This window comes from Methanoculleus sp. UBA430 (assembly GCF_002506585.1).
GTDB lineage: Archaea > Halobacteriota > Methanomicrobia > Methanomicrobiales > Methanoculleaceae > Methanoculleus.
Map to the genome: position 1 here is coordinate 41,468 of NZ_DAXW01000014.1, position 7,720 is coordinate 49,187.

Consider the following 7,720-nt stretch of genomic DNA (forward strand, 5'->3'; position numbering starts at 1 on the left):
CTGCCCCGAGGGGCACGCGTCGTTACTTAAACACGTCGTAGATCTGGTCGCTGCCGGTCTCAAAGAGGCGCTGGCGTTCGGCCTGCTCCTCAACGAGCGCAAGCACCGGGAGATCCATATCCACACCCGGCTTGTGGCCGAACATCCTCTCCATATCCGTCTGCAGGGCGTGCATGTAGAGCGAGTTCGCGATCTCCATCGGGCAGTTCTCCTCGCACTGGCCGCAGTTGACACAGGAGTCGGAGATATGCGCGAACCGGATCAGGTGGAACATGAATGGCACGGGAAGCACGCCCGGCGGCACCAGATATTCCTTCTTCGTGCTGCACTCGTTGCAGTAGCAGATCGGGCAGTTCTCGATACAGGCGTAGCACTTGATGCACCGGCTCGAGTCCTCCATCATCTTCTGGAGGCGCTCCTTCCCTTCGCCGAGTCCCTCGAAGTAGCGGGCCCGCCACTTGTCGCCGAGTTTCAGCATCGCATTCTCGACCTTGCCGCGGATCTCGATTCCCTTGGGGTTCGCGGGCTCGGTTGCGATCGCTCCGGATTTCACGGCCGCATCGAGGAGGTTTGCACCCTTCTCGGAGCAGACCTCGACGAACGTGGCCTTCCCGGCCTTATCGCCGATGACGCCCCAGTTGCCGCAGGCGAGGTCCGCCTGGCGCGGGACCTTCATCTTGCAGCGGCGGCAGTTGCTGCGGCGGCCGAAGCCCTCCTCCTCGAGCTCGTCCATCGAGATGCCCTTGTGCTGGCCGTCTTTCGTGACGATGATGAACTGGCCCTTGTCGATCTCTTCCTTGACGACGTCGTTGGGGTCGACCCCGAACTTCTCGCGGATCATCTTCCGGGCGAGGACCGGGCTGACCGAGCCGCCGCAGTTGACGCCGATCATCAGGAGGTTGTCCAGGTTGACCTGGTTGCGCTTCGCGAGCTCATAGAGGCCCATCGCGTCGCAACCCTTCACCGTCACCCCAAGACGCATCTCCCCGGCGCCGTCGAGGTATTTCTTGATCAGCTTCGAGAGCAGGAGCGTCCCGCAGTGGAGCGAGCCTGCCGTCTGGGCGATCTCGGCGGGGTCGGTGATGATCGTGGGGACCGCATCGTAGAGGTCCACGCCCTTCTTCACCGCCAGCACGGCGTCGACGATCTTGTTTTCCAGAGCATACTTGAGGAGCCCGGTCACCGCGCCGCCGCATTCCGCCACTTTGGCGATATCGGGGCTCGTCGTCCAGGCGTATACCATATCTCCTTTTCCTGCCATTTACTGCACCCCCGTGATCTTCTCGACGGCAACCGCACTGTGCTTCAACTCCGGCATCTTGGAGAGCGGGTCGAGAGCGGTGTTCGTCAGCTGGTTCACAGATCCAACCCCGCCAAAGTGCATCGTCATCATCAGCACCCCGGGCGCGACCTCATCGGTCACCCTGGCAAGAGCCTCTGCCTGCCCGCGCCTGCCCCGGAGCCGGATCTTCTCTCCGTTCTGGATCTTCAGCCGTGCTGCATCTTCGTTGTTGATCTGCACGTAGGCTTCCGGCACCTCCTGGTGGAGGATCTTCGCCCGGCCGGTCTGGGTCCGGGTGTGGTAGTGGAAGATCAGACGTCCGGTCATCAGAGTGAACGGATACTCGGCGTCGGCGACCTCCGCGGGCGGCCGGTGCTCGAGACCGAAGAAGTGTCCGAGACCGTCGGCCGACGAGAACTTCTCGCGGTGCAGGATGGGAGTTCCCGGGTGCTCGAGGGTCGGGCAGGGCCAGTGGACGGACTCGGGCTTCTCCATCCTCTCGTAGGAGATGCCGGCCATCGACGGGGTGACCCGCCGCATGTCGTCCCAGATGTCCTCCGGCGAGTTGAAGTCAAAGCCGTTGAGATTGAGCTTGTGGGCGAGATCGACGAAGATCTGCCAGTCTTCCTTTGCATCGCCCGGGGTCTCGACGGCCTTCCTGATACGGTTGACACGCCGCTCGCCGCTGGTGAACGTCCCGTCCTTCTCGGCGAAGGATGCGCCGGGCAGGATGACGTCGGCATACTGTGCCGTCTCGGTCATGAAGATGTCCTGCACGACCAGGAAGTCGAGTTTCTCAAGCGACCGCATCACGTGGTTCGAGTCGGGGTAGGAGACGACGGGGTTCAACGCGAAGATGTACATCGCTCTTATCGGGTCGCCGCACTGGGTGATCTGTTCGGTCAGGGTCACGCCGTACTCGCTTGCAAGCCCGGTGACACCCCAGAGTTCTTCCATGCGCTTCCTGGTGGCGTCGTCCTCGCACTTCTGGTAGCCGGAGAAGACGTTCGGATACGCACCCATGTCGCAGGCGCCCTGGACGTTGTTCTGTCCACGGAGGGGGTTGACACCGACTCCCGGCCTGCCGACGTTGCCGGTGAGCATCGCGAGGTTTCCAAGCGACCGGACGTTGTCCGTGCCGGTCGAGAGTTCCGTGATGCCGAGACAGTAGATGATCACCGCGTTGTTGGCATTGGCGTATATCCGGGCGATCTCCTTGACCCGCTCGGTCGGAACGCCGGTGATCGACTCGACCTCGGCATACTTCTCGACGGTCTTCTTCAATTCGTCGAACCCGCTCGTCCGCTTCTCGATGAACTCCTTGTCATGGAGGTTCTCCTGGATGATCCAGTACATGATCGAGTTGATCAGGGCGATGTTGGTCGAGGGGTTGTAGCGGACCCACTCATCGGCGAGGCGCGCCGTGGGCGTGTAGCGCGGGTCGCAGACGACGATCTTCTTGCCCGCCTTCTTGGCCTGGACAATCCGGCGGCCGGCGAGCGGGTGCGCCTCGATGGTGTTCGCGCCGATCATGAAGATGACGTCCGCGTTCAGGACATCCTCAAAGGGGTTCGTCGCGGCACCGGAGCCGAATGAGAGCGAGAGCCCCGCGACGGACGGCCCGTGGCAGATGCGCGCGCAGTTGTCGATGTTGTTGGTCTTGAAGGCCACCCGCGCGAGTTTCTGCATGATGTAGCACTCCTCGTTCGGGGTCCGGCACGAGACCTGGAAACCGAGCGATTTCGGTCCGTACTTCTCGCTGGTCTCCTTGAACTTCGAGGCGATCAGGTCATAGGCCTCGTCCCAGGTTGCCTCCTCGAACTTGCCGTTCTTCTTGATGAGGGGCTTTGTCAGCCGGTCGGGGCTCTGCACGAACTCCCAGCAGGTGACTCCCTTGGGGCAGAGTTTTCCTTCGTTAATCGGGCTCCTCTTGAGAGGTTCGACCCCTACGAGTTTGCCGTCGTTCACCACAAGGTTGAGTCCACACCCTACACCGCAATAGGGGCAGGTCGTGGGAACGTAGCGTAACTTTCCACTGGTTTCTGTCATTCACATTCTCCCGGTTGTTGCATTCAACGTCGGTTGCCAAGCATGCCAGGAATGGATGGACATGCTCACATTAGGTTTACTCAACTCGATAGTATATAAATTTAAACTTATTGCATTAACTATAGCCAATATATTAGGTCGTATAATTGATATCAATAAACCCATAATCCCTGTATACAATGTAGTCTCGACAATGTTCCTTATTATGCGATAATACGATGTTAAATTGGTAATATGCCGTATCTGCCCCAAATGAGTTAACTAAATATTATTTACTTGGCCAAAATATTTACTACTACCTTTGACTAAATACTCTTCCATGCAACCGAGACTGAATCACACATGGGAGGACATCGAGGCCCGGCTCAGGTCGAAAGGCTCCACCCCGGAGTTAATCGATCACTTCCGGAGATGCATCGAATTTCACACCTTTGCGGCCCCCGGGCTCCTGGTCGGGGTCTATATGGTGGATTATGCCCTGGAACTCCTGAACCCTCCTAACGACGAGAAGGTTTACGCCGTCTGCGAGACCATGAAGTGCCTGCCCGACCCCCTGCAGGTGATCGCTCACTGCACGACCGGCAACCACCGCCTCCGGGTGCTCCCGATCGGGAAGTTCGCCATCACCATGAACGGCCCGGCCGAAGCCCCGTACGTGAACGGGATCCGGATCTTCGTCGACGGCGAGAAGATCGGACGGTACCCGACGTTCGCCCTGTGGTACACCAAAGACCCCCTCTTCGACCCGAGAACCCGCGGCATCGCGCTGATCGACGAGATCATCGACGCAGGACGCGACTTCCTCTCCTGCGAGAACGTACGGGTGAAAGTTCCCCAGAAGTGGCCCTGGCGATCCGCGATCTGCAACATCTGCGGCGAGATGGTCCCCGACCATATGCTCGTCAACGGGGCATGCTCCGACTGCCGGTCCCAGTCCTACTACGAGAAGGTAGCGTACTGAGAGAAAGGGCTTAATCCCCGTCGCCGCAGCATGCACCGCATGGAACTCGTCCCTATCGGGCTCGTGCATTCAAGCATCCGTTCCCGCAACGATATGCCGGTCCAGGGCGTGGATGCCGAGGTGGAGGTCTATCCCGACTACGCCGGGGCGCTCTCCGGCATCGAGGAGAACTCGCACCTGCTCCTGGTCTGCTGGCTCCATGAGGCGGACCGGGGAGTCCTGAAGGCGGTGGCCCGGAAAGTCTCCCACGATCTCCCGGAGAAGGGCGTCTTTGCCCTTCGTTCCCCGGCGCGGCCGAACCCCCTCTCTGTCTCGGTGGTCAGGCTGCGCAGTGTGCGGGAAGGGCGGTTCCTCCTGCTCGCAAACGTCGACCTGATCGACGGGACGCCGGTGCTCGACCTCAAGCCCTACCAGGCAGGGTGGGACTGCGTCTTCTCGGCGACCGGCCACGACCGGACGGAGAAGATCCGGAAGATGGGCCCCGGCGAGTACCGGGAAGGCCTCATCCGCGAGGCCGTGAACTATCACGGGGAACTCTGTCCGGGCGTGGCGGTCGCGGTGCGGATGGCGGAGGCGGCGATGCGTATCGTTGAAAGCGACCTGCGGAATCCACGAGTCTCGGTCACGCTCGGCACCGATCCCTGTATCGCCGACGCATTCATCGGGATCACCGGCGCGCGCCCTGGAAACCGCCGGCTGCGGTGTTCGGGAGGAGACTGCTATGTCGTCGCCGGTCCGGAGAGGGAGGTGATCTTCCGTCTCCGGACCGTGCCGGAAGACACCGGGGAGATCCTCGCATGCAGCGAGTCTTCGCTCTTCGATTGCGAGCTTCGCTCCCCGTCGCCAGCCGAAAGATGAATGATAACCTCCGGCCGTTTTACGACCGGTCATCCTGTACAACCGGGACTGAGGCCGGAGAATACCCGTCCCGGCATCCCATCAAGGAGTCAAGAGTATGCCACGCCGGTACCTGAATCTTACCCCGCTCCCGGAAGCGCTCGCGGCCATGCGGCAGGCGTTTCCCCCAGGAAACCATGCCGAGACCGTGCCGCTACGCGAGGCTGTCGGGAGAGTGACGGCCGAGCCCGTATATGCGATGCGCTCGGTTCCCGAGATCGATATCGCAAAGTTCGACGGCTACGCGGTCAAAAGCAGGGAGACCCGGGGGGCACAGGACCGGCGCCCTCTACCTCTCACGGAGTGCGTCCGCATCAATACCGGCGAGATTATTCCCCCGTCGTTTGACGCCGTCATCATGATCGAGGATACCTGGGACGAGGACGGCACCATCCGGATCCGGAAGTCCGCGGCATCCGGACAGCACGTCCGGCACGCGGGCGAGGATATCCGTGCAGGGGAACTCGTCCTCCCGAACGGCCACCGGGTCAGGCCGTTCGACCTCGGTGCGCTCGCGACCTACGGCGTAACCCATCTCTCCGTCCGGTCGATCCGTGCCGGGATCGTCCCGACGGGGAGCGATCTCGTTCCCCTTGGTCTTCCCCCCGCGCCCGGCCAGACGATCGAGACGAACACCCTCATGGCGGAGGCTTACCTCTCGCGGATGGGAGCGACCTGCCGCCGCTACCCTATCGTCCCCGACGACCCGGACCTGATCCGGGAAGCGCTCGCAGAAGCCGTCGCGGAGAACGATCTCGTCATCCTCTCGGCAGGCTCGTCGGCCGGCACCCGGGACTTCTCCCGGGACGTCGTCGGCACGCTCGGCGAGATCGTCTTCCACGGGATCGCGATCAGGCCGGGGAAACCGGTGCTGCTTGCGAAGGTCGACGGCAAGCCGGTCCTCGGCATGCCGGGATACCCTGTCGCCGCACAGACCATCCTTCGCGAGATAGCCGGGGATCTCCTTTCCTGGTGGGGGCTCTCGCCGGTCCCGGACGAGGAGCTGGTTGTCCGGTTATCACGGCGGCTGGCGTCCGATCCGGGATACGATGAGTTCGTCCCGGTCTCGATCGGGCGGGTTGCCGGCACCTGCTATGCGACCCCGCATCCCCGGGGCGGCGGGATCCAGATGGCGGTGGTCCGGGCGAACGGCTACCTCCACATCCCGGCCGTTCGCGAGGGGCTCGAGGCGGGAGAGGAGGTGCACGTCCGGCTCACCGTTCCGCTCTCCGCGATCGACCGCACGATAGTCTGCGTCGGCCCGCGCGATCCCGCCCTCGCGGAACTCGGTAACTGCCTCTCGGATGCCGGCTACCTGCTCCACTGCTGCAACGCCTCGACGATCGGGGCGGTGCTCGCCCTGAGGGCGAATACCTGCCATGCTGCTACGGTATCGCTCCCGGAGACCGGAACTGCCTGGAACGACCTCGTCCTCCGGTACCTGCCGGACGCGGAGCTCCTCAGGGTGCAGGTGGCCCGGACGGAACTCGGGATCGCCTCGGCCCGCGACCTCGGTCCCGGCGACCCCAAAACGCTCCGGTTCGTCAACCGCCCGAAGGGCACGGCGGCACGGGTCCTCTTTGATGCGTGGCTGGACCGGCAGGGCATCGAGCCGGCGACAGTCACCGGATACGAGAACGAGGTGCGGACGCACGGGGCCGTCGCCGCGGCCATCGGCAACGGGCGTGCAGATGCAGGCGTCTGCCCGGCCCGCACGGCAGAGGAGGCGGGGCTCCGGTTCACCTCGATCGGATACGAGTCGTGCAACCTGGTGATCCGGAGAGAACTTGTCGCGGACGAGCGCATTGCAAACCTCGTCCGGGCCGCCCGGTCACCGGGATTCCGGGCGTTTCTCCGGGCGGCCGGAAGGGACCGCACCGATCCCGAACCCCCGGACGGAGCCTCACGCGGTGCGCTTCCGGCCTGAGCCGGCGCACCTGCTCAAAAAGCATATCTCCCCTTCGATAAGACTACTCTTCATGCGAGTCAGCGAACAGACACAGAACCAGATCCTGGCGGTGCTCCGGCGGCTGGAGGAGGCTACGGGGAAGAAAGATATCGAGAGCATCATGGCCTTCACCGCTCCCGACTTCTTCGGTCTCGGAACCGGCGCCGACGAGAAGGCGATCGGGCGGGAGGCGTATCGCCGGCACCTCGAGCGTGACTTCGCGCAGGCGGAGACAGTCTCGCTCGACCTCTCCGATATCCAGATCGGTGCCGAGGGGACGGTCGCCTGGGTCATGGCCGATATGGCCTACCGCTTCGTCGCCGGGGGTGTCCCGCAGACCCTGAACGGGCGGATGACGGCGGTGCTCCGCGGGACGGGCCACGCGTGGATCTTTGCCCACCTGCACTACTCCATCCCGGCAGAGGGCCAGGAGGCCGGGCAGTCGTATCCGGCGGCGTAACTATTTTTGCTCTATTGAGCGCCGGTCTGGATCTCGGATGCGGTAAACAAGACAGGTGAAGCAGGGAACTACCACCACCTGTCCTCTCGCGAGTCGCAACTCGCACCTAACGGTGCTCCCGCT

The 7,720-nt window shown here is 62.8% G+C and carries 6 protein-coding genes; 4 read left to right on the forward strand and 2 right to left on the reverse strand.

The window, feature by feature from the left end; genetic code table 11:
- Positions 1–22: 22 nt before the first annotated feature.
- Positions 23–1,261, reverse strand: a complete 1,239-nt coding sequence (locus tag BRA49_RS10615; RefSeq protein WP_292385928.1) for a Coenzyme F420 hydrogenase/dehydrogenase, beta subunit C-terminal domain — start codon at positions 1,259–1,261, stop codon at positions 23–25.
- Positions 1,262–3,331: a formate dehydrogenase subunit alpha gene (gene fdhF, locus BRA49_RS10620; protein WP_292385930.1), complete on the reverse strand. Its 2,070-nt coding sequence runs from the start codon at positions 3,329–3,331 to the stop codon at positions 1,262–1,264.
- A 319-nt stretch (positions 3,332–3,650) separates the two neighbouring features.
- On the opposite strand from fdhF, the gene BRA49_RS10625 reads away from it, so the two are divergent.
- From BRA49_RS10625 to BRA49_RS10640, 4 genes are all read left to right on the forward strand, one after another.
- A complete protein-coding gene (locus BRA49_RS10625) occupies positions 3,651–4,292 on the forward strand; it encodes an FmdE family protein (RefSeq protein WP_292385932.1) in 642 nt (213 codons plus the stop codon).
- 30 nt (positions 4,293–4,322) lie between these two features.
- Positions 4,323–5,150: a tRNA (N6-threonylcarbamoyladenosine(37)-N6)-methyltransferase TrmO gene (tsaA, locus tag BRA49_RS10630; protein ID WP_292385934.1), complete on the forward strand. Its 828-nt coding sequence runs from the start codon at positions 4,323–4,325 to the stop codon at positions 5,148–5,150.
- Positions 5,151–5,247: 97 nt separating this feature from the next.
- Positions 5,248–7,116: a molybdopterin biosynthesis protein gene (locus BRA49_RS10635; RefSeq protein ID WP_292385937.1), complete on the forward strand. Its 1,869-nt coding sequence runs from the start codon at positions 5,248–5,250 to the stop codon at positions 7,114–7,116.
- A 52-nt stretch (positions 7,117–7,168) separates the two neighbouring features.
- Positions 7,169–7,597: a nuclear transport factor 2 family protein gene (locus BRA49_RS10640; RefSeq protein ID WP_292385939.1), complete on the forward strand. Its 429-nt coding sequence runs from the start codon at positions 7,169–7,171 to the stop codon at positions 7,595–7,597.
- The last annotated feature ends 123 nt before the right edge of the window (positions 7,598–7,720 follow it).

Bases quoted from the DNA above. Each gene is read 5' to 3' on its own strand.
- BRA49_RS10615 (WP_292385928.1), bottom strand. From the start codon at position 1,261: ATGGCAGGAAAAGGAGATATGGTATACGCCTGGACGACGAGCCCCGAT.
- fdhF (WP_292385930.1), bottom strand. From the start codon at position 3,331: ATGACAGAAACCAGTGGAAAGTTACGCTACGTTCCCACGACCTGCCCC.
- BRA49_RS10625 (WP_292385932.1), top strand. From the start codon at position 3,651: ATGCAACCGAGACTGAATCACACATGGGAGGACATCGAGGCCCGGCTC.
- tsaA (WP_292385934.1), top strand. From the start codon at position 4,323: ATGCACCGCATGGAACTCGTCCCTATCGGGCTCGTGCATTCAAGCATC.
- BRA49_RS10635 (WP_292385937.1), top strand. From the start codon at position 5,248: ATGCCACGCCGGTACCTGAATCTTACCCCGCTCCCGGAAGCGCTCGCG.
- BRA49_RS10640 (WP_292385939.1), top strand. From the start codon at position 7,169: ATGCGAGTCAGCGAACAGACACAGAACCAGATCCTGGCGGTGCTCCGG.